General features: G+C 69.7%; 18 protein-coding genes. 7 read left to right on the top strand and 11 right to left on the bottom strand.

What is annotated here, in order from left to right:
• Positions 1 to 106: 106 nt before the first annotated feature.
• Positions 107 to 1,336, bottom strand: a complete 1,230-nt coding sequence (locus tag GHR20_RS18425) for an MFS transporter (protein WP_153813797.1) — start codon at positions 1,334 to 1,336, stop codon at positions 107 to 109.
• A gap of 144 nt (positions 1,337 to 1,480) precedes the next feature.
• Here GHR20_RS18425 and GHR20_RS18420 point away from each other — a divergent pair, with 144 nt between their 5' ends.
• Both GHR20_RS18420 and GHR20_RS18415 read left to right on the top strand, forming a co-directional pair.
• Positions 1,481 to 1,939, top strand: coding sequence for a MarR family transcriptional regulator (locus tag GHR20_RS18420; RefSeq protein WP_111585718.1), 459 nt, complete (start codon positions 1,481 to 1,483; stop codon positions 1,937 to 1,939).
• Between the two features lie 9 nt (positions 1,940 to 1,948).
• On the top strand, positions 1,949 to 2,401 hold the full coding sequence (locus GHR20_RS18415; RefSeq protein ID WP_111585717.1) for a GNAT family N-acetyltransferase: 453 nt from the start codon (positions 1,949 to 1,951) through the stop codon (positions 2,399 to 2,401).
• A gap of 95 nt (positions 2,402 to 2,496) precedes the next feature.
• Here the strand turns inward: GHR20_RS18415 and GHR20_RS18410 are convergent, their stop codons facing one another.
• The 3 genes from GHR20_RS18410 to GHR20_RS18400 all read right to left on the bottom strand — a co-directional run bounded on the left by GHR20_RS18410 (position 2,497) and on the right by GHR20_RS18400 (position 5,596).
• A complete protein-coding gene (locus GHR20_RS18410; protein ID WP_153813796.1) occupies positions 2,497 to 3,882 on the bottom strand; it encodes a serine hydrolase domain-containing protein in 1,386 nt (461 codons plus the stop codon).
• A gap of 386 nt (positions 3,883 to 4,268) precedes the next feature.
• Complete coding sequence (locus GHR20_RS18405) at positions 4,269 to 4,790, bottom strand: AAA family ATPase (protein ID WP_153813795.1); 522 nt, start codon at positions 4,788 to 4,790, stop codon at positions 4,269 to 4,271.
• Between the two features lie 95 nt (positions 4,791 to 4,885).
• Complete coding sequence (locus GHR20_RS18400; protein ID WP_153813794.1) at positions 4,886 to 5,596, bottom strand: TetR/AcrR family transcriptional regulator; 711 nt, start codon at positions 5,594 to 5,596, stop codon at positions 4,886 to 4,888.
• Positions 5,597 to 5,664: 68 nt separating this feature from the next.
• On the opposite strand from GHR20_RS18400, the gene GHR20_RS18395 reads away from it, so the two are divergent.
• A complete protein-coding gene (locus GHR20_RS18395; RefSeq protein ID WP_153813793.1) occupies positions 5,665 to 6,792 on the top strand; it encodes an FAD-dependent monooxygenase in 1,128 nt (375 codons plus the stop codon).
• A 30-nt stretch (positions 6,793 to 6,822) separates the two neighbouring features.
• On the opposite strand, the gene dnaB is transcribed toward GHR20_RS18395, so the two are convergent.
• Entirely contained in the window at positions 6,823 to 8,301 is a 1,479-nt protein-coding gene (gene dnaB / locus GHR20_RS18390) for a replicative DNA helicase (RefSeq protein WP_111585712.1), read from the bottom strand.
• A 482-nt stretch (positions 8,302 to 8,783) separates the two neighbouring features.
• On the opposite strand from dnaB, the gene GHR20_RS18385 reads away from it, so the two are divergent.
• Positions 8,784 to 10,121: an MATE family efflux transporter gene (locus GHR20_RS18385; protein ID WP_153813792.1), complete on the top strand. Its 1,338-nt coding sequence runs from the start codon at positions 8,784 to 8,786 to the stop codon at positions 10,119 to 10,121.
• A 130-nt stretch (positions 10,122 to 10,251) separates the two neighbouring features.
• Here GHR20_RS18385 and rplI read toward each other — a convergent pair whose 3' ends face one another.
• The 4 genes from rplI to rpsF all read right to left on the bottom strand — a co-directional run bounded on the left by rplI (position 10,252) and on the right by rpsF (position 11,955).
• Positions 10,252 to 10,698 carry a 50S ribosomal protein L9 gene (gene rplI / locus GHR20_RS18380; protein ID WP_037650447.1) on the bottom strand — a complete coding sequence of 149 codons (447 nt, stop codon included), beginning with the start codon at positions 10,696 to 10,698 and terminating at the stop codon, positions 10,252 to 10,254.
• Between the two features lie 18 nt (positions 10,699 to 10,716).
• Positions 10,717 to 10,953 (bottom strand): 30S ribosomal protein S18, encoded by a 237-nt coding sequence (gene rpsR / locus GHR20_RS18375; protein WP_003949403.1) that lies wholly within the window; start codon positions 10,951 to 10,953, stop codon positions 10,717 to 10,719.
• A 41-nt stretch (positions 10,954 to 10,994) separates the two neighbouring features.
• Entirely contained in the window at positions 10,995 to 11,591 is a 597-nt protein-coding gene (locus GHR20_RS18370) for a single-stranded DNA-binding protein (RefSeq protein WP_153813791.1), read from the bottom strand.
• 73 nt (positions 11,592 to 11,664) lie between these two features.
• Positions 11,665 to 11,955, bottom strand: coding sequence for a 30S ribosomal protein S6 (gene rpsF, locus GHR20_RS18365; RefSeq protein ID WP_037650441.1), 291 nt, complete (start codon positions 11,953 to 11,955; stop codon positions 11,665 to 11,667).
• A gap of 281 nt (positions 11,956 to 12,236) precedes the next feature.
• On the opposite strand from rpsF, the gene GHR20_RS18360 reads away from it, so the two are divergent.
• The 3 genes from GHR20_RS18360 (at position 12,237) to GHR20_RS18350 (ending at position 14,962) form a co-directional block, all read left to right on the top strand.
• Positions 12,237 to 12,548: a hypothetical protein gene (locus tag GHR20_RS18360; protein WP_111585709.1), complete on the top strand. Its 312-nt coding sequence runs from the start codon at positions 12,237 to 12,239 to the stop codon at positions 12,546 to 12,548.
• Between the two features lie 177 nt (positions 12,549 to 12,725).
• A complete protein-coding gene (locus GHR20_RS18355) occupies positions 12,726 to 13,847 on the top strand; it encodes a peptidoglycan bridge formation glycyltransferase FemA/FemB family protein (protein WP_153813790.1) in 1,122 nt (373 codons plus the stop codon).
• An 83-nt stretch (positions 13,848 to 13,930) separates the two neighbouring features.
• On the top strand, positions 13,931 to 14,962 hold the full coding sequence (locus GHR20_RS18350; RefSeq protein WP_111585707.1) for an alanine racemase: 1,032 nt from the start codon (positions 13,931 to 13,933) through the stop codon (positions 14,960 to 14,962).
• A gap of 152 nt (positions 14,963 to 15,114) precedes the next feature.
• On the opposite strand, the gene GHR20_RS18345 is transcribed toward GHR20_RS18350, so the two are convergent.
• Both GHR20_RS18345 and GHR20_RS18340 read right to left on the bottom strand, forming a co-directional pair.
• Positions 15,115 to 16,659 carry a glycosyltransferase 87 family protein gene (locus GHR20_RS18345; protein WP_194858915.1) on the bottom strand — a complete coding sequence of 515 codons (1,545 nt, stop codon included), beginning with the start codon at positions 16,657 to 16,659 and terminating at the stop codon, positions 15,115 to 15,117.
• 131 nt (positions 16,660 to 16,790) lie between these two features.
• Positions 16,791 to 19,505 carry a transglycosylase domain-containing protein gene (locus GHR20_RS18340; RefSeq protein WP_153813788.1) on the bottom strand — a complete coding sequence of 905 codons (2,715 nt, stop codon included), beginning with the start codon at positions 19,503 to 19,505 and terminating at the stop codon, positions 16,791 to 16,793.
• Between the last annotated feature and the right edge of the window lie 355 nt (positions 19,506 to 19,860).

The raw sequence follows: 19,860 nt of genomic DNA, 5'->3' as shown, positions 1-19,860 counted from the left end.
CGGTGGGGGATGTCGCACGGGGGGCCGCACCGCGGATCGGTGCGGCACCCGCACCGGGGTGCGGTGCGGGTGACCACGGGCCGCGGTGGAGGCGGCCCGCGGTGGTTCAGTGGTGGACGGCGGTGGGCCGGTCGGCGGGCGCGGTGGAGGCGGTGGGGGCGTTGGGGGCGGCCACGGTGGCGCCGTGCGGGGTCTCGCGGCGTTCCAGGGCGGCCGAGAGGACGGCGAGGACCAGGGCGGCCGCGGCGAGCGCGGCACCGACCCAGTTGGGGGCCGTGTAGCCGAGACCGGCCGAGATCACCAGGCCGCCGAGCCAGGCGGAGAGGGCGTTGCCCAGGTTGAAGGCGCCGATGTTCACGGCCGAGGCGAGCGTCGGCGCGCCGTGGGCGTGGTCGAGGACGCGCTTCTGGAGCGGCGGGACGGTGGCGAAGCCGAGGGCGCCGATCAGGGCGATGGTCACGGCCGCCGCGATCTTGTTGTGGGCGGTCAGCGTGAAGAGGGCGAGAACGACGGCCAGGGCGCCGAGCGAGATGTAGAGCATCGGCATCAGGGCGCGGTCGGCGAACCTGCCGCCGACGAGGTTGCCGCCGACCATGCCGAGGCCGAACAGGACCAGCAGCCAGGTGACCGAGCCGTCGGCGAAGCCGGCGACGTGGGTCATCATCGGCGCGATGTAGGTGACGGCCGCGAAGACGCCGCCGAAGCCGAGGACGGTCATCGCCATGGCGAGCAGGACCTGGGCGTTCTTGAAGGCGGCCAGCTCATGGCGCAGGTGCACGCCCTCGGGCCGGGGCAGCTCGGGCACCAGCTTGGCGATGCCGGCGAGGCCGATGACGCCGAGCCCGGCGACGACCGCGAAGGTGACGCGCCAGCCGACGTGCTGGCCGATCAGCGTGCCCAGCGGGACGCCGACGACGTTGGCGACCGTCAGGCCGGTGAACATCATGGCGATGGCCCCGGCCTTCTTCTGGGGCGCGACCAGTTCGGCCGCGACGACCGAACCGATGCCGAAGAAGGCGCCGTGGGCGAGCGAGGCGACCACCCGTCCGATCACCATGACCGCGAAGGCGGGGGCAACGGCGGACAGCAGATTCCCGGCGATGAAGAGACCCATCAGCAGCATCAGCATCCGCTTGCGCGGGATCCTGGTGCCGAGCACGGTCATCAGCGGGGCACCGATGACCACGCCGAGTGCGTAGCCGGTCACGAGCAGGCCGGCCGTGGGGATGGAGACGCCGAAGTCGCCCGCGACCTCGGGCAGCAAGCCCATGATCACGAATTCGGTGGTGCCGATTCCGAAGGCCCCGATCGCGAGGGCCAGAAGCGCGAGAGGCATGTGGGGGTACACCTTCCCAGAAGATTGCATGAGCGCTTTGCGTGCTTCAACAATACTTGCAGACGCGCGTTAAATGCAAGAGCCGTCTATTGCGGGCAGTGGTCTACCCTGGGAGCAACCACTCCGAGACGGAGGAGAACGCCCATGACAGCGACGGACCCCGCGCTCACCGCCCTCGCCCAGGGCTGGTGCGCCCTCTCTGCGCTGCACGGCCGGATCGAGGCGCACATCGAGCGTGCCCTCCAGGCCGGGCACGACCTCAGCGTTCGCGAGTACTCGCTGCTCGACGTGCTGAGCCGGCAGCACGACGGCGAGGGCGGGCATCTCCAGATGAAGCAGGTCGCCGAGGCGGTCGTACTCAGCCAGAGCGCCACCACGCGCCTGGTGAGCCGGCTGGAGGACCGCGGTCTGCTGGAGCGCTATCTGTGCCCCACCGACCGGCGCGGCATCTACACCAACGTCACCGAGGCGGGCCTGCGACTTCTCGAAGAGGCGCGCCCCACCAACGACGGCGCCCTGCGCGAGGCCCTGGACGGGGCTTCCAGGAACCCCGAACTGGCTCCGCTGGTACGGGCGGTGGAGTCGCTGAACGTCCCCGCATAGAGTGCGGGCATGGGAGATCTTCAGATACGGGCCGCAGCCGAGGACGACCTTCCGGCGATCGTCGCGATGCTCGCCGCCGATCCACTGGGCGCGCAGCGGGAGTCCCCCGATGATCTGACCCCGTACCGGGCGGCACTGAAGCAGCTGGAGACGGACCCGAACCAGCACCTCATCGTCGCCGTGCGCGGCGGACGGGTGATCGGCACCCTCCAGCTCACGATCATCCCCGGACTGTCCCACCGGGGCGCGACCCGTGCGCTGATCGAGGCCGTTCGCATCCACGCGGACGAGCGGGGCAGCGGACTGGGCACCGAGCTGATCCAGTGGGCCGTCGACACGGCCCGGCGGCTCGACTGCGTGATGGTGCAGCTGACGTCCGACAAGAAGCGTCCGGACGCCCACCGCTTCTACGAGCGGCTCGGGTTCACCGCCTCGCACGAGGGCTTCAAGCTGCGCCTCTGACGGCGGGGAGCGGCACACGGCCGAGGGGTTGCCTCGGATGTTTCACGTGAAACATCCGAGGCAACCCCTCGTGTCTTCGAGCTGCTTTCTCCGGGCTAGTTGACGCCCCGCCAGCCCTGCGGGTCCACGCCGCCCGGTACCGGGGCCTCGGGGTCGTACGGCTGCCGGGTGAACACGAACGAGCCGAGGTCGAGGTGGCTCAGGGAGCCGTCCGGACGCCGTACGGGCCGCAGCAACTCCCCGGCGTAGTAGTCCTCCAGGCCGGTCCAGGTGCCGTCGCCGTTCGGCCGGAAGCGGGACCCGCGACCGCCGCCGGTCAGCGGGCCGAGCGAGATATGGCCGTCGGCCGTCACCCGCAGACCGAAGGCCCCGGTCCCCCAGTACCACTGGCCGGCCAGCTCCAGCACCGCCGGGTCGGCCTCGCGCAGCGGGCGCCAGGGCTCGGGGGTGCGGGGCTCCGCCTCGGCGACGATCCGTACGAGGTCGTCGCCCACCGCGCCCAGGGACGGCCCGCTGGTGCAGTTGGTGAGCACCACCGCGGCCACGTCGTCCTCCAGGCTGATGGTGAGGTTCGCCAGGAAGCCGGGCAGCGAGCCGGAGTGGCCGAACAGCAGTCGTCCGTCACGGGCGTGGAGCTGCATGCCGAGGCCGTAGGTGACACCGTCCACCACATCGGCGGCCTCGGCCGGCGCGGCCGGGGTCCGCATCTCGCGCACCGACTCCGCGTCGAGCACCCGCTCGTCACCACGGGCCAGGAAGACCGCGAACTTCGCCAGGTCCGCCGTGGTCGACCACAGCTGGCCGGCGGACGCCATCCGGCCGAGGTCCTCCACCGGCTCCGGCAGCAGGGCGTCGGCCCATGGGTGCACCGCCCAGCCGCCCGCGTACGGGGCCTCCGGCTGGGGGGCGGTGCGGTGCAGGCCGAGCGGTTCGAGGATCTCCCGGCGCAGCACCTCCTCCCAGGGGGCGCCGCGCAGTTCCTCCACCAGCGCGCCGAGCACCGTATAGCCGGTGTTGGAGTAGTGGTGCAGACGGCCCGCAGGGTGCAGCAGGGGCTGTTCGCCGAGCACATCGCCGAGTCCGGGCCGCAGCGAGCCCGGCGTCCGCTCCCACCACGGTCCGGGCGACTCGGCCGCCAGCCCGGAGGTGTGCGCGAGCAGTTCGGCGATCGTGGCCTCTCCCACGCCGGTGCCGGGCAGATGCTTGTCCAGCGGATCGCCGAGGTCGAGCACGCCCTCGTCGCGCAGCCGCATCACCAGTACGGCCGTGAAGGTCTTGGTGATCGAACCGATCCGGTACTGCACGTTCTCGTCCGGCGCGTGCCCGTCCACCGAGCTCCGCGCCCCGTGCCACACGGCCCGCCCGCCGCGCACCACGGCGGCGACCAGCGACGGCGCCCGCCCCTCGCTCTGCGCGACGGCGATCCTGTGCAGCAGCGCGCGCTGTGTCCCGGGGAGCAGCGCATCCTGTGAAGTCGTCATTCCCCCAGTCCACCTGCTGGAACGCCGTGCGTCGAATCCATTTCCGACGCACGATCCGCGTTCGGGAGCGGCCGGGGAGTGGTGACCCGGGGTCGCGCCCCCCTGGGGAAAACCACCCGAGAAGTGGAGTGTTGGCCGTAATGCGCCGAGTGTGACCGAAACGGGAGAGTCGGACCATGAACATTTTCCCGCGTTCTGCGAAGGATCTGCCCAGCCCTCCGCCCTCGCCCCGGCGGTCACGGCGGTCACGGAGCGCCGTGACCGCCCAGCGGAGATGCCTTCGCGTCCCGGTCGATTGCTGGCCGAACTGCCAGGCCGACTTCTCCGGGTCGATCGGCTTCATGCCCATCGGACGGCCGCGGTTCCAGGTCGGGACGCGGATCGTGTCAGTTCCGGTCGAACGCCTCACGGACCCGGACCGCGATCTCGGTCGGATCGGTGGGGCGGGTGGTGTCCACCGTGATGACGGGGCCGTAGCCGAGTGGCCGGTCGTACTGGTCCAGGATCTCGGGCCGGAGTTCCTGGACCACATGGACCGGGTGGGCCCCGGCCGCCCGCTCGGCATAGCGACGAGCGGCCTCCGTCGGTGGGCACCAGCAATGGACCTCGACCACGGTCGCGGCCAAGGAATCCAGGTGAGGGCGGGTATCGGGGTGGCGCGACAGGAAGTTGGCCTCCAGGACGGCCTCCGGGCAGCGCGCGGCCAGCGCCCAGATCAACCGCATGGCCGCGGCGCCCAGTCGGCGGGAGGACGCCAGGTCCACCGGCGCCTCCAGCGCGTCGTGCAGGGTTTCCTTGATGTGGTCCTTGGACAGCAACGGGAAACGGAGTTCTGCCGACAGCGGCAGCGCCAGAGTGGTCTTCCCGGCCCCGGGCGCCCCGGTGACAAGCACGATGCGACGGCTCATCCGACCGATGATGCGGGATGCAGGGCCGTCCGTGACGTGTCCTCAGTTTCGGCGCGCCCAGGTGACGTTGCCGCATCGACACACGTCACCGTCCGCTACGGCCGATCCGGTTCCCCGGCCGCGCGGCGCCTCGAGATCCGGGCTTCGATGCCGTCGAGCAGGCAGTCGAGGCCGATCCGGAAGGTGTGGTCGGCGTCCAGGTGGGCGGCGTCGCGCACCACCGCGGCCAGCGCGGGGAACCGGCCGGTGGCGAAGGTCCGCTCCAGATAGGGGCCGAGTGCGGCCTGCCAGCGCCTCTCGTCCATCCCTGTGGCCCGCTCGGCGCGCCGCTCGGCGATCTCCCGGCGCACCGCGCCGATCACATACGCGTTGACCGCGGCGACCACCGGCATGGCGTCGTCCAGGCCGACGCCGTCGAGCCGGGCCAGCACGGTCTCGCCGCCTGCCAGCGCGTGCGGGCCGAGCTGCGGTCGGCCACCGAGCAGATCGGCGAGCCATTCGTGCTCATGGGCGGCCTGCCGGGTGGTCTCGGCGAGAGACCGCAGTACCTCCCGCCACCCGTCTCCGGCGGGCCGGATCTCGGCATAGGCCGCGTCGACCATCAGGTCGAGCAGCTCCTCCTTGCTCGCGATGTAGCTGTACAGCCGCATCGGCCCGACACCCAGCGCGGCAGCGACCTTGCGCAGCGACACCGCCTCCAGGCCGTCCGCGTCGGCCAGCCGGATCGCCGCCCGCACGATGCGTTCTCGGTTCAGCGGGGCCGGGACGGGTCGATCCGGCGGCTCCGGCCTCTCCCACACCAACATGCCGCCCACGATACATCGCATAGATCGATACAGTGTATCGATCAGTACGGCGTATCGAGAGGGCGATCATGACCATTGCCATCGTCGGAGCCGGCCTCGGCGGCCTGGCTCTCGCCCGTGTGCTGCACGTGCACGGGATGGACTCCGTCGTGTACGAACGCGAGGCGTCACGCGGCGCGCGCGGTCAGGGCGGCATGCTCGACATCCACTCCGGCCGGCGGGCACTGCGCGAGGCCGGACTCCTCGAGGGGTTCCACGCGATCGCCCGCGGCGAGGGCCAGGACATGCGTCTCCTCGAACCGGACGGCACCCTCCTGCTCCAGGAGGACACACCCGACGACGCCCCGCTCGACCGGCCCGAGGTGGACCGCGCCGACCTGCGCGATCTGCTGCTGGACTCCCTCCCCGCCGACACGGTCCGCTGGGGGCACGCGTTCGCCTCCGCCGAGAACGGCCGGCTGGACCTCGCCGACGGCGGCAGTGCGCCGTACGACCTGCTGGTCGGCGCGGACGGCGCGAACTCCCGGGTCCGCGCGCTGCTCACCGACGCCCGCCCGGCACACATCGGCCAGAACGTCGTGGAGGTCGGCATCCCCGACATCGACCGCACATACCCCGCCCTCGCGACGATGGTCGGGCGCGGCAACTACTGGGTGCTCGGCGACGGGATATCCCTGGCGGCACAGCGCAACGGCGACGGCCGCGTACGCATCGGCATCAGCTTCTACGACACCGCCGAGGACTGGTTCGCCACCAGCGGGATCCCGTTCGACGACCCGGCCGCGGCCCGGGCGCGGCTGATCGGCCTGCTCTCCGGCTGGGACCCGCGGTTCACCGCGCTGATCGCGGCCTGCGACGACACCATAGTGCCGCGGCCGATCACCGCCCTCCCGGTCGGCCTGACGTGGCCGTCGGCGCCGGACGTCACCCTGATCGGCGATGCCGCGCACCTGATGCCACCGGTGGGCCAGGGCGCCAACATGGCCTTGCTCGACGGCGCCCTGCTCGGTCTCGCGCTGGCCGCGCGCCCGGACGACTTCCCCGCCGCCGTCGCGGAATACGAACGCGAGATGTTCGAACGCACCGGCGCCGCCGCCCGGATGTCCGCGAGGATGAAGGAGATGCTGACGTCGCCGGACGCCGCCCGGAAAATGCTCGCGTTCTTCCAGCCCGGCGGAGCCCCCGACGGCGCCTGAGACACCGCGGGTTCCCCCGCGCCGATCCGATCAGGTCTGCGCCATGTCCACGAAGCGCGAGTAGTGGCCCTGGAAGGCGACCGTGATGGTGGCCGTGGGGCCGTTACGGTGCTTGGCGACGATCAGGTCGGCCTCGCCGGCGCGGGGGGACTCCTTCTCGTAGGCGTCCTCGCGGTGCAGCAGGATGACCATGTCGGCGTCCTGCTCGATCGAGCCGGATTCACGCAGGTCGGAGACCATCGGCTTCTTGTCGGTGCGCTGTTCGGGGCCACGGTTCAGCTGGGACAGCGCGATGACCGGGATCTCCAGCTCCTTGGCGAGGAGCTTGAGGTTACGGGACATGTCCGAGACCTCCTGCTGGCGGCTCTCGGCGCGCTTGGAGCCGCCGGACTGCATCAGCTGGAGGTAGTCGATGACGACGAGTTTCAGGTCGTTGCGCTGCTTGAGGCGGCGGCACTTGGCCCGGATCTCCATCATCGACAGGTTCGGGGAGTCGTCGATGTAGAGCGGGGCGGCCGAGACGTCCGGCATCCGGCGGGCGAGCCGGGTCCAGTCCTCGTCGGTCATCGTGCCGGAGCGCATGTGGTGCAGGGCGACGCGCGCTTCGGCGGACAGCAGACGCATCGCGATCTCGTTGCGCCCCATTTCGAGCGAGAAGATGACGCTCGGCAGGTTGTTCTTGATCGACGCGGCCCGCGCGAAGTCCAGCGCCAGCGTCGACTTACCCATGGCGGGACGGGCCGCGATGACGATCATCTGACCGGGGTGCAGACCGTTGGTCAGCGAGTCGAAGTCGGTGAACCCGGTGGGCACACCGGTCATCTCGCCGCTGCGCGAGCCGATCGCCTCGATCTCGTCGAGCGCCCCCTCCATGATGTCGCCCAGCGGCAGATAGTCCTCGCTGGTGCGCTGCTCGGTTACGGCGTAGATCTCGGCCTGGGCACTGTTGACGATCTCGTCCACATCGCCGTCGGCCGCGTATCCCATCTGCGTGATCCGGGTGCCGGCCTCGACCAGGCGGCGCAGTACGGCCCGCTCGTGGACGATCTCCGCGTAGTACTCGGCGTTGGCCGCCGTCGGCACGGTCTGGACGAGGCTGTGCAGATACGCCGCGCCGCCGACCTTGTTGATCTCGCCGCGCTTGGTGAGTTCCGCGGCGATGGTGATCGGGTCGGCCGGCTCACCCTTGGCGTAGATGTCGAGGATCGCCTGGTAGATCGTCTCGTGCGCGGGCTTGTAGAAGTCGTGGCCCTTGAGGATCTCGACGACGTCGGCGATGGCGTCCTTGGACAGCAGCATGCCGCCGAGCACCGACTGCTCGGCGTCGAGGTCCTGCGGGGGCACCCGCTCGAAGGAGGAACCGCCGCCGTCCCACCCGGTGTTGTCCCGGCCCCGGTCGTGCTGCTCGTCACGGCCCCGGCCGCCCTCGGGTCGCCGACGGGAGGCCGGCAGACGATCACTGGGCCCGCTGTCGGCCCACGGATCGTCCAAGGGCTCGGAAATGCTCACCGAGCCACCTCCTCCCGTCACACGGCGGACCTCGCCGTGTCCTCTTTTGTACGGCACGACACTGACAAATCGAGAGGCCCAACTCCGCTCAAGGCGCGTCGGTTTTGTGCCGTTTCCCGGGCCTCGGAGGCATCGCCTGCCGGAGCCCGGAGAAGGAGCGGGCGCCGGACCACGGTAGGCCCGTCGGCACCGTCAGCCAATCTGGTTATCCACAGGCCATGTGGACGACGGCCCCGATGCTGTGGAGAACTCGCCGAAACCTGTGCACGACCCGGTGGACAGCCCTGTGAACAAGCCCTCGATCCCTTCCAGGCCACGCCCCTGACCTGCGGTTTCGGCATCCACCGGCTGTGCAGAAGAAAAACTTTCCCGGTCGGACCAAGATCGGTTCGAACGGTGCGCGAGCGGAGGGCGGTCAAGAGCACAAGTAAGGGTCACAATGCAATTGCATCTCTTACCTGTGGACGATTACATTAGCGCCCATGACCCAGGCTCCCGAGATCCCCGAGGCCACCCGCCGGCGGCACGACCGAGAGATCGTCGCGCTGGCCGTCCCGGCCTTCGGCGCACTCGTCGCCGAGCCGCTTTTCGTCATGGCGGACAGTGCCATTGTCGGCCACCTCGGCACGGCCCAGCTCGCCGGTCTCGGCATCGCCTCCGCCCTTCTGACCACCGCCGTGAGCATCTTCGTCTTCCTCGCCTACGCCACCACGGCCGCCGTGGCCCGCCGGGTCGGCGCGGGTGATCGCGCGGGCGCCATCCGCCAGGGCATGGACGGCATCTGGCTGGCGCTGCTGCTCGGGATCGCCGTCATCGCCGTCGTCCTTCCCCTGGCACCCGGCATCGTGGACCTCTTCGGCGCCTCCACCACCGCGGCCCCCTACGCCACGACCTATCTGCGCGTCTCCTCGCTGGGTATCCCGGCCATGCTCATGGTGCTCGCCGCCACCGGAGTGCTTCGCGGCCTCCAGGACACCAGGACGCCGCTCTATGTGGCGATCGGCGGTTTCATCGCCAACGGCGTTCTCAATGTGGGCCTGGTCTACGGCGCCGGGCTGGGCATCGCCGGCTCGGCCTGGGGCACGGTGATCGCCCAGTGCGCCATGGCGGCCGTCTATCTGACCGTGGTCGTACGGGGTGCGCGACGGCACGGAGCGTCCCTGCGCCCGGACGCGGCCGGGATCCGGGCCTCGGCACAGGCCGGTGTCCCGCTCCTGGTCCGCACCCTGTCGCTGCGCGCGATCCTCATGATCGCCACCGCCGTCGCGGCCCGTCTCGGTGACGCCGACATCGCCGCCCACCAGATCATTTTGTCCCTGTGGAGCCTGCTGGCCTTCGCGCTCGACGCCATCGCGATCGCGGGGCAGGCCATCATCGGCCGCTACCTCGGAGCGGCCGACACCGAGGGCGCCCGCGCGGCCTGCCGGCGGATGGTCCAGTGGGGCATCGCCACCGGTGTCGTACTCGGACTGCTGGTCGTCGCGGCCCGGCCGCTCTTCCTGCCGCTGTTCACCGGCGACCCGGTGGTCAAGGACGCGGCACTGCCCGCGTTGCTGCTGGTGGCGCTGTCCCAGCCCATCTGCGGCATCGTCTTCGTCCTGGACGGCGTCCTGATGGGCGCCGGAGACGGGCCCTACCTGGCGGGGGCGATGCTGGTGACCCTGGCCGTGTTCGTTCCGGCGGCCCTGCTCGTCCCGGTGTTCGGCGGCGGGCTGACCGCGCTCTGGGCCGCGATGACGCTGATGATGACCGTCCGCATGGCCACCCTGTGGTGGCGCAGCCGCTCGGGCCGCTGGCTGGTGACGGGCGCGACCCGCTGACCGTTTCACGTGAAACATCCGCTGCGGCTTCCGTCCCGGAACGCGTCGGCAACGGAGGAGACAACGGAAGAGGGGCCGTACCCGCGATGGGTACGGCCCCTCTTCTCAGCTGCTCAGACCGAGCGCTGGGTCACGCGGAGACGACCTCGATGGCGACCTTGGCGGCCACCTCGGGGTGCAGACGCACGGACGTCTCGTGGGAGCCCAGGGTCTTGATCGGGGCGCCCAGCTCGATGCGGCGCTTGTCGACCTCGGGGCCACCGGAAGCCTTGATCGCGGACGCGACGTCGGCCGGGGTGACGGAACCGAAGAGACGACCGGCGTCGCCGGAGCGAACGGCCAGACGGACCTTCACGCCCTCGAGCTGGGCCTTGACCTGGTTGGCCTGCTCGATGGTCTGGATCTCGTGGATCTTGCGCGCACGACGGATCTGCGCGACGTCCTTCTCGCCACCCTTGGTCCAGCGGATAGCGAACTTCCGCGGGATCAGGTAGTTGCGAGCGTAGCCGTCCTTGACGTCGACAACGTCGCCGGCGGCACCGAGGCCAGAGACCTCGTGGGTGAGGATGATCTTCATGAGTCGGTCACCCTTCCCTTATCGCGCGGTGGACGTGTAGGGCAGCAGCGCCATCTCACGGCTGTTCTTCACGGCCGTGGCGACGTCACGCTGGTGCTGCGTGCAGTTGCCGGTCACGCGGCGGGCACGGATCTTGCCGCGGTCGGAAATGAACTTCCGCAGCATGTTCGTGTCCTTGTAGTCCACGTACGTGACCTTGTCCTTGCAGAAAGCGCAGACCTTCTTCTTAGGCTTGCGCACAGGCGGCTTCGCCATGGTGTTTCTCCTGTGTGATCAAGAAGTGTGGGATACGAGCCCTAGAAAGGAGGCTCGTCCGAGTAGCCGCCGCCGCCCTGGTTGCCGCCGGAGCCGCCGCCCCAGCCGCCGCCACCCTGGTTGCCACCGGCGGGAGCGCCGGTCGCCCACGGGTCGTCGGCCGGAGCGCCGCCACCCTGCTGGCCGCCGCCGGAGCCACCGCCCCAGCCGCCGCCACCCTGGCCGCCACCGCTGCCGCCGCCGTAACCACCCTGGCCACCGCGACCGCCACCACCGGAAGTCTTGGTGACCTTGGCCGTGGCATTGCGCAGGCTGGGCCCGACCTCGTCGACGTCCAGCTCGTAGACCGTGCGCTTGACGCCCTCACGGTCCTCGTAGGACCGCTGCTTCAGCCGGCCCTGCACGAGCACGCGCATGCCTCGCTGGAGCGACTCGGCGACGTTCTCCGCCGCCTGGCGCCAGACCGAGCAGGTCAGGAACAGGCTGTCGCCGTCCTTCCACTCGTTGGTCTGACGGTCGAAGGTGCGGGGAGTGGACGCGATACGGAACTTCGCGACCGCCGCACCGGACGGGGTGAAGCGCAGCTCGGGGTCGTCGACAAGATTGCCGATGACCGTGATGACGGTCTCGCCTGCCATGGGGGAACCTCTCGGCGGGTTTGCTGCTGGCTGCTTGCTGCTACTCGAATCCCGGGATCAGCTGAGCCGAGGCTCAGTGCATCTCGGGACGGAGGACCTTGGTCCGGAGGACCGACTCGTTCAGGTTCATCTGGCGGTCGAGCTCCTTGACGACCGCAGGCTCGGCCTGCAGGTCGATGACCGAGTAGATGCCCTCGGGCTTCTTCTTGATCTCGTAGGCGAGACGACGACGGCCCCAGGTGTCGACCTTCTCCACCTTGCCGCCGCCATCACGGACGACGGACATGAAGTTCTCGATCAGCGGGGAGACAGCACGCTCCTCGAGATCGGGGTCGAGGATGACCATCACCTCGTAGTGACGCATGTGGAACCCACCTCCTTTGGACTCAGCGGCCACGGTCGTTCCGTGGCAGGAGGGTCTAATGCGTTCGCACGGTATCGGCCAGCACTGACAATCAGGGATTTCCACTGACGATCAGGGCTCCGCGAGGATTCCCCGCCGCGGATCCGGGCAGACACCGGTGCAGACGGTACAGACTACCCGCACACCCGCTTCCGGTTGAAATCCGGCCGTGAGGGCCGACAATCTGTACACGTCGGGTGTGTACGGCGCTACGATGCGCCGCCTTCCGCAGGAGGTGCCCCATGGCACAGGCTTTGCAGCCCAACACCGCCGGATCCCTGTTCGCCACCGATGGCAAGTCCCATCCACTCCCGGACATCCTGATGGCCGTGACGCTGGTCCTGGGCCTGCTGTCCTTCATCACCGCGTTCTTCCCCGGCCTGCACCTGCTCACGTCCTGGGCCGGTCTGGTCGGCATCGCCACCGGCGCGTACGGGCAGTGGGTCTCGGTGACCACGCGCGAGCGCTTCGGGCTGATCCTGGGCCTCGGCGCCTCCGGGGTCGGCCTGCTGATCGGCATGTCGAACGGCGGGCTGTTCGGCGGCTTGTTCTGAGGCGGTTCCTCCCCGGGCGGCCGCCGCGAAGACGATCTCCGCGGCGGCGCCCCCGCGCGGGCGGGCCCTTCTAAGCCGTCCGCCCCCTCGGGGCGCTCATCGGGCGCAGTAGGCTTCGGCGCGAGAGCCGGAGCCCCTGAACCCATGGGGACACACCAGCCCGAGGAGCGCCCCGACATGAGCCTGACCCTGAGGACCATTAGCCGAGAGCAGCATCTGGCATTCATCCAGAGCCTGCCGTCGGCGAGCCACATGCAGGTCCCGGCCTGGGCCGACGTGAAGGCGGAGTGGCGCTCGGAGAGCCTCGGCTGGTTCGACGAGCGCACCGGTCACCTGGTCGGCGCGGGCCTGGTCCTCTACCGCCAGCTGCCCAAGATCAAGCGCTACCTCGCCTATCTGCCCGAGGGCCCGGTCATTAACTGGTACGCGCCGAATCTGGACGACTGGATCCAGCCGATGCTCGCGCATCTGAAGCAGCAGGGCGCCTTCTCCGTGAAGATGGGCCCGCCGGTGATCATCCGGCGCTGGAACGCGGAGACGATCAAGAAGGGCATCCAGGACCATGACGTCAAGCGCCTGCGCGACCTGGAGGCCGACTACATCGAGCCGCGCGCCTTCGAGGTCGCCGACAAGCTGCGCCGCATGGGCTGGCAGCAGGGCGAGGACGGCGGCGCGGGCTTCGGCGACGTCCAGCCGCGCTACGTCTACCAGGTGCCGCTGGCGAACCGCTCCCTGGAAGAGGTCCACAAGAACTTCAACCAGCTGTGGCGCCGCAACATCAAGAAGGCCGAGAAGGCCGGCGTCGAGGTCGTCCAGGGCGGCTACCAGGACCTCGCCGAGTGGCAGCGGCTGTACGAGATCACGGCCGTGCGCGACCACTTCCGGCCGCGCCCGCTGTCGTACTTCCAGCGCATGTGGACGGCCCTCAACACCGAGGACCCGAACCGCATGCGGCTGTACTTCGCCCGGCACAACGGCGTGAACCTCTCCGCGGCCACCATGCTGATCGTGGGCGGGCACGTCTGGTACTCCTACGGCGCCTCCGACAACATCGGCCGCGAGGTCCGGCCCTCGAACGCGATGCAGTGGCGCATGCTGCGCGACGCCTACGCGCTCGGGGCGACCGTCTACGACCTGCGCGGCATCTCCGACTCGCTGGACGAGTCGGACCACCTGTTCGGCCTGATCCAGTTCAAGGTCGGCACGGGCGGACAGGCCGCCGAGTACCTCGGCGAATGGGACTTCCCGCTGAACAAGCTGCTCCACAAGGCGCTCGACATCTACATGTCGCGCCGCTGAGCAGCCGGCGTTTGATTCCATAGGGTTCACAGCTCTCACACCCCCGATACACCTCAGCCACGAGAAAGGGTCCGGGTCCGGCCATGGCGCTCACGCTCTACGTCGACACCGCGCGCTGGCGGGCGCACCACAAGCACGTGCAGGAGCAGTTCCCGGGCCTGGTCCCGGTCTGCAAGGGCAACGGCTACGGCTTTGGACACGAACGGCTGTCCGAGGAGGCGACCCGGCTCGGCTCGGACCTGCTCGCCGTCGGCACCACGTACGAGGCCGCGCGCATCAAGGACTACTTCGGCGGCGACCTGCTGGTGCTGACGCCCTACCGGCGCGGCGAGGAGCCGGTGCCGCTGCCCGACCGGGTCGTCCGCTCGGTCTCCTCGATCGACGGCGTGTACGGCCTGGTGGGCGCGCGGGTCGTCATCGAGGTGATGTCCTCGATGAAGCGGCACGGCATCAGCGAGCAGGACCTGCCGCAGCTGCACCAGGCCATAGAGAACGTCCGCCTGGAGGGCTTCGCCATCCATCTGCCGCTGGACCGCACCGACGGCTCGGACGCCGTCGAGGAGGTCATCGGCTGGATGGACCGGCTGCGCGCGGCCCGGCTGCCGCTGCACACGATGTTCGTCAGCCACCTCAAGGCCGACGAACTCGTCCGGCTCCAGCAGCAGTTCCCGCAGACCCGCTTCCGCGCCCGGATCGGCACGCGGCTGTGGCTGGGGGACCACGAGGCCACCCAGTACCGCGGTGCCGTCCTGGACGTCACCCGGGTGACCAAGGGCGACCGGTTCGGCTACCGGCAGCAGAAGGCGGCCTCCGACGGCTTCCTGGTGGTCGTGGCGGGCGGTACGTCGCACGGGGTGGGCCTGGAGGCCCCGAAGGCCCTGCACGGCGTCATGCCGCGTGCCAAGGGCGTCGCCCGGGCCGGCCTCGCCACGGTCAACCGGAACCTCTCCCCGTTCGTCTGGGACGGCAAGCAGCGCTGGTTCGCCGAGCCGCCGCACATGCAGGTGTCGATCCTGTTCGTGCCCGCGGACGCCGCGGAGCCCAAGGTCGGCGACGAGCTGGTGGCCCATCTGCGGCACACCACCACGCAGTTCGACCGCATCGTGGACTGCTGAGACCGGCTGGAGCCCGCCGGTCCGGGACAGCGGGAAGGCCGTACACGGAACTCCGTGTACGGCCTTCTCCATGACCTCGTGTACGGCTTCTCCATGACCTCGCCCGCGGCCTCGGGCCGGGGCGGCGCGGGCCGTTCAGCCGAGCTGTTCGCTCACAGCGAACGGCCCTGTGGGCGGGCCACCTCCGGCCTGCCCCACTCCACCTGCGGCGTCTCGTGCGGGGCGGCGTGCCGGGGCCGGTGGTCCACCGCGGCGAACGCGAAGACGTCCTCCGCCCCGTCGAGCACCCCGCCCGAGGGATCGTCGTCCCCGGACCGGCGCACCACGTCCCGCTCCGGCATCAGGATGTCGCGGACGACGACGGCGCACAGATACAGCGTGCCCAGCAGGTGCGCCGCGATCGCCCACTGGTAGCCGTGCGTCGGCAGGCCCTTGTGGGCGTCTCCGCTGGTCGTGTAGGCGAGGTACATCCAGATGCCGAGGAAGTACGCCACCTCGCACGCCTGCCAGATCAGGAAGTCCCGCCACTTGGGCCGGGCGAGGGCCGCCAGCGGCACCAGCCAGAGCACGTACTGCGGCGAGTAGACCTTGTTGGTGAGGACGAAGGCCGCCACGATCAGGAAGGCCAGCTGGGCGAAGCGCGGCCGGCGCGGGGCGGTGAACGTCAGCACGGCGATCCCGATGGAGCACAGCACCACCAGCACGGTGGCGGCGGTGTTCACGAAGTCGGTGCTGGGCGGGTGGTCCGAGTTCTGCGACCAGATCAGCCAGAACGAGCCGAAGTCGACGCCCCGGTCGTGGCTGAACGAGTAGAACTTCGACCAGCCCGGGAAGGCGAACAGCATCACCGGCAGGTTCACCACCAGCCAGGCGACCGCCGTTCCCGCCGCGGCCCGCCCGAACTCCCGCCATCGGCCGGCCCGCCAGCACAGCACGAGCAGCGGGCCGAGCAGCAGCACGGGGTAGAGCTTGGCGGCCGTGGCGAGCCCCAGGAGGACGCCGAAGGCGACCGGACGGCTGCGGGCCCACATCAGCATCGCGGCGGCCGTCAGCGCCACCGCCAGCAGGTCCCAGTTGATGGTGGCGGTCAGCGCCGCCGCGGGCGCCAGAGCGACCAGCAGGCCGTCCCAGGGACGGCGGCGGTGGGTACGGGCCGCACAGACGGCGAGCACGGCCGTACAGACCATCAGCATCGCGGCGTTGACGAACCAGTACCACTGCTCCTGGTGCTGGATGCCGCCGCTGTGCGGGGTCAGCCAGGAGGCCACCTGCATGAACACTCCGGTCAGCACCGGGTACTCGAGATAGCCCATGCCGCCGGACAGAGCGTCCGGGAGCTTGTCGAAGTAGGGCACGAGGTGGTCGGCGAATCCGCGGCCCTGGTAGAGGTGCGGGATGTCCGAGTAGCAGGCTTTCGTGTACTGGGAGCTGGCGCCGAAGAACCAGGCGCTGTGGTAGCACGGCGCCTTCTGGACCAGGCCCAGGGCGAACATGCCGATCGCGACGAGCGCGACGATCCGCACGGGCGTCCACCAGGAGGTTCCGAGCAGGGCGTACCGCCCGATGGGGCCGCCGACCAGCTCGCTGCCGGCCGCCGCGACCTCGTCCTCCCGGGTCGGCCGCACCGGCTCCGGTGGCGTGGACCGCTCCGGCTCGGGCTCGTACACGCCCGGGGGTGTCATCTCTGCACTGGGCATGGGCCACATCCTGCCGTACCTCCCCATGAAAACGCGGAGGGCCGCCGCACCCGGTGGGTGCGGCGGCCTCATGTTTCACGTGAAACAGGCAGGGCGGGCGATATGGCCGCCAACCGGTCGGACCGAGCGGGCTAGCCCGCCGGTCCCCAGATGGTGCCCCCGTTGCCATTGCCGTTGCCGTTTCCATTGCCCCGCGTGCCGCCGTCGGCATTGGGATCGGTGGCCGTCGTCGAGGGCGTCGGCCCGCCGTCCGTGCCGCCGTTGCCGTTCCCGCCGGCACCGGTGCCGTTGTCACCGCCGTTGCCGTTGCCGCCGTCGGTGCAGCCGAAGAAGCCGCAGGTCTGGCTGTTCGTCGGGCTCGGGGAGACGCTGGTGCTCGGCGACGGGCTCGTGGACGGGCTCGTGGACGGGCTCGGCGAGGTCGACGGGGTCGGCGTCGGGCTCGGCTCGGGGTTCAGCGCGACGCCGATGGGCTCGGGCGTCGGGAACGTCAGCACCGGCTGACCCTGAAGCGCCTGGGTCATGTAGTCGTGGAAGATCTCCGACGGGAACGAGGCGCCGTGGATCTGCTTCTGGCCGCCCGTTCCGTACATCTCCAGGAACGAGCGCTGCTTGTTGTTCGCGTTGTCGTCCAGGCGGAACATGCTGATCGCGGTGGACAGCTGCGGGGTGTAGCCGACGAACCAGGCCGACTTGTTGCCGTCGGTGGTACCGGTCTTGCCGGCCACCTCACGTCCGGGCAGCCGGGCGTTGGTACCCGTGCCCTTGTCGACCACGGTCCGCAGGACGTCGGTGACGTTGTTCGCCACGTTCGCCGGGTACGCGTCCTTCGACTTCACCTCGTGCTCGTAGACGACCCCGTCCTTGCTCTCGACCTTGTCGACGGAGTACGGATCGTTCTGCTGCCCGCTGTTGGCGAAGGTGCCGTAGGCCCCGGCCATGCGGATGGCGCTCGGGTCGGAGGTGCCGATAGAGAAGGACGGGTAGTTGGAGCTGGCCAGGCTGCCCTTCAGGAGGCCGGCGGCCAGCGCGGACTGCTCGACCTTGTCCAGGCCCACGTCCATGCCGAGCTGCACATAGGCGGAGTTGACCGAGAACTGCATCGCCGTACGCAGGTCGATCTTGTAGTCCGGCGCGTCACCGGTGGACTCGTCGCCGTCGTTGGTCTGGAGCCACTCCTTGCCGTCCTTGTCCGTCCAGACGGTGTGGTCGTATTTCTCGATCTTGAGCTGGTTCTTCCCGCTGTACAGGCTCTTGGGCGAGGCAATCGTGCGCTGGTCCGGGCCCTGGTTCGGCGGTCCGTGCGGGTCGCGCACCCCCCACTTCATCGAGGCGGCCAGCACGAAGGGCTTGAACGTCGAACCCACCTGGGCGCCGGTCGAGTCGGCGTTGTCGGTGAAGTGCTTGGTCGCGTCCTCACCGCCGTAGATGGCCCTGATGGCGCCCGTCTTCGGCTCGACCGAGGCCCCGCCGAACTGGACGTAGCTGTCGTACTTCGGACGTTCCTTGGGCTTGATGTTCGTTTTCTGGACCTTCTTGACCGCGGCTTCCAGTGCGCCGACCTTCTTCTTGTCGAAGGTCGTGCGGATCCGGTAGCCGCCCCGCTGCAGGTCGTCCGCGGTGACATGGGTCTTGTCGCTGTTGTTGATCAGGTACGACTTGGCGAGGTCGACCAGGTAACCGACCTGGCCGCTGAGCCGGCTGTTCGACCGCGGGTTCTGCGAGTGGGGGAGCGTGGTGTATTTGGCCCGCTCGGCGGCGCTCAGATGGCCGTACTGGACCATCTTGTCGAGGGTGTCCTGCATCTGCCCGAGAGCGCGCTTCTGGTTCGCCTGGGCCGTGGCACCGGGGTCGAGCGAGGTCGCGCCGGCCGGGTCGTAGTACGTGGCACCCTTCAGCATCGCCGCGAGGAAGGCGCACTGGCCGGGGTTGAGGTTCTTGGCGTCGATGTTGAAGTACGCGCGCGAGGCGGCCTGGATGCCGTAAGCGCCGCGGCCGAAGTACGCCGAGTTCAGGTATCCGGCCATGATCTCCGGCTTGGGCACATTGGTGCCCACCTTGATCGCGACGAAGATCTCCTTGAACTTGCGGGAGAGGGTCTGCGACTGGTCGTCGAGCATGGCGTTCTTGACGTACTGCTGGGTGATCGTCGAACCACCCTGGGTCTGACCGCCCCGGGCCATGTTGAAGACCGCTCGGGCGATGCCCGACGGGTCCACGCCGCTGTCGGTCTCGAAGGTCTTGTTCTCCTGGGAGATGACGGCGTACCGCATCTCCTTGGGGATGTCCTCGTAGTTGATGATCTGCCGGTTGGTCTCGCCTCCGGTCGCGACCATCACCGATCCGTCGGACCAGTAGTAGACGTTGTTCTGCGCCCGCGCGGTCTTGGCCACGACGGGGACGCTCACCATCGCGTACCCGAGGCCGGCGACGGCCACGATGCAGCCGACGAAGCCGATGAAGATGCCCGACACGAGCTTCCAGGACGGCACCCACCGGTGCCACCCGTACTTGTCCGCGCGGGGATAGTCGATGATCCGCTTCTTGCCGGACGGGGCCGGGCGCCCCCGGCCGCGGCCGGGTCCGGAGGGACCGCCGGGACCACCGCGGCGACCACCGCCTGCGGGCTCGGCTCTGCGGCGCCCACCACTGCTTCTCTGGGCCGCGCGCCGGGCCTCGGCGCGGCCGCCGAGCGACCGCCCCTCGTCTCCCGGAGAGTCGGCAGGCGATCCGCTGGCGCCTCGCGGTGCCGCGCGGCGGCCGGGGGACGAACCGGGCTGGCCGCGTCGGGCCGCGGCACGTCCGCCTCCCTGCGGCTGCGGCGGTTTGCGACGGTGCTCGCTCATCGAACGATTACTCCTCGGGCAGGCGCACCCTTGCGCGCCTGGACTGGCGGCTGGTTTCCGGTCCCCCCGACGTACGGATGTGGTCGGTCGCGCATTCACCCGTACTGCACCGGGGACGACGACGCCCCCCAGGCGTCGCATGGTTCCCGGTGGTCTGCATGCCGCACAGACTACGCACCGCCAAAACCTGCCGAGCCCCGAAGTTCACCCCAAACCAGGCAAGTTGCCTCCTACGAATCGGTTATGTGATCCCGTTCACCATCGTCCCTCTTGTCGCACGCGTGACGCCGTTCTATCGTCGTGATGTATCGAGTCGATACATCAGCGCGAGATAAAGACGCTGAGAAGGCACTGG

Origin of the sequence: Streptomyces sp. SUK 48 (genome assembly GCF_009650765.1) — a bacterium.
In the GTDB taxonomy this organism is placed as follows: Bacteria; Actinomycetota; Actinomycetes; order Streptomycetales; family Streptomycetaceae; genus Streptomyces.
The sequence above is the reverse complement of the archived record's forward strand: the minus strand, read 5'-3'. Positions and strand labels throughout refer to the sequence as shown.

What these genes read in the sequence shown, in the direction of transcription:
- GHR20_RS18425 (WP_153813797.1), bottom strand. Translation starts at nt 1,336, where the DNA reads ATGCCTCTCGCGCTTCTGGCCCTCGCGATCGGGGCCTTCGGAATCGGC.
- GHR20_RS18420 (WP_111585718.1), top strand. Translation starts at nt 1,481, where the DNA reads ATGACAGCGACGGACCCCGCGCTCACCGCCCTCGCCCAGGGCTGGTGC.
- GHR20_RS18415 (WP_111585717.1), top strand. Translation starts at nt 1,949, where the DNA reads ATGGGAGATCTTCAGATACGGGCCGCAGCCGAGGACGACCTTCCGGCG.
- GHR20_RS18410 (WP_153813796.1), bottom strand. Translation starts at nt 3,882, where the DNA reads ATGACGACTTCACAGGATGCGCTGCTCCCCGGGACACAGCGCGCGCTG.
- GHR20_RS18405 (WP_153813795.1), bottom strand. Translation starts at nt 4,790, where the DNA reads ATGAGCCGTCGCATCGTGCTTGTCACCGGGGCGCCCGGGGCCGGGAAG.
- GHR20_RS18400 (WP_153813794.1), bottom strand. Translation starts at nt 5,596, where the DNA reads ATGTTGGTGTGGGAGAGGCCGGAGCCGCCGGATCGACCCGTCCCGGCC.
- GHR20_RS18395 (WP_153813793.1), top strand. Translation starts at nt 5,665, where the DNA reads ATGACCATTGCCATCGTCGGAGCCGGCCTCGGCGGCCTGGCTCTCGCC.
- GHR20_RS18385 (WP_153813792.1), top strand. Translation starts at nt 8,784, where the DNA reads ATGACCCAGGCTCCCGAGATCCCCGAGGCCACCCGCCGGCGGCACGAC.
- rplI (WP_037650447.1), bottom strand. Translation starts at nt 10,698, where the DNA reads ATGAAGATCATCCTCACCCACGAGGTCTCTGGCCTCGGTGCCGCCGGC.
- rpsR (WP_003949403.1), bottom strand. Translation starts at nt 10,953, where the DNA reads ATGGCGAAGCCGCCTGTGCGCAAGCCTAAGAAGAAGGTCTGCGCTTTC.
- GHR20_RS18370 (WP_153813791.1), bottom strand. Translation starts at nt 11,591, where the DNA reads ATGGCAGGCGAGACCGTCATCACGGTCATCGGCAATCTTGTCGACGAC.
- rpsF (WP_037650441.1), bottom strand. Translation starts at nt 11,955, where the DNA reads ATGCGTCACTACGAGGTGATGGTCATCCTCGACCCCGATCTCGAGGAG.
- GHR20_RS18360 (WP_111585709.1), top strand. Translation starts at nt 12,237, where the DNA reads ATGGCACAGGCTTTGCAGCCCAACACCGCCGGATCCCTGTTCGCCACC.
- GHR20_RS18355 (WP_153813790.1), top strand. Translation starts at nt 12,726, where the DNA reads ATGAGCCTGACCCTGAGGACCATTAGCCGAGAGCAGCATCTGGCATTC.
- GHR20_RS18350 (WP_111585707.1), top strand. Translation starts at nt 13,931, where the DNA reads ATGGCGCTCACGCTCTACGTCGACACCGCGCGCTGGCGGGCGCACCAC.
- GHR20_RS18345 (WP_194858915.1), bottom strand. Translation starts at nt 16,659, where the DNA reads ATGCCCAGTGCAGAGATGACACCCCCGGGCGTGTACGAGCCCGAGCCG.
- GHR20_RS18340 (WP_153813788.1), bottom strand. Translation starts at nt 19,505, where the DNA reads ATGAGCGAGCACCGTCGCAAACCGCCGCAGCCGCAGGGAGGCGGACGT.